We start from the raw sequence: 245 nt of genomic DNA on the forward strand, positions 1-245 counted from the left end.
GTATCAATTTGTGTATAAGTATCTAGGTTACATGACGGTACACAGTACCCATAAACCTTGGTTTCATTAAATGTTCTTATATGATCTATACTTAAGTTATTATTAATTAATGTTTGTTTATTAGGAAAACCTATATTTTCGTAAGGTATATCATTGGCAACTGAAGTATTAGCATCATATTGTACATTGTAACTGCCTCTAAAATTATTTAATGGATCTAAATTTGAATTTTGATAATAACCTTC

At 26.9% G+C, this 245-nt stretch carries 1 protein-coding gene; it reads right to left on the minus strand.

All coding sequences use genetic code 11. The features are described 5' to 3' along the window. Positions 1-245, minus strand: a 245-nt coding sequence (locus tag SB724_RS21435; RefSeq protein ID WP_410573049.1) for a hypothetical protein, incomplete at both ends; no start/stop codon positions are given.

This window comes from Bacillus sp. SIMBA_031 (assembly GCF_046535225.1).
Lineage (GTDB): Bacteria > Bacillota > Bacilli > Bacillales > Bacillaceae > Bacillus > Bacillus velezensis.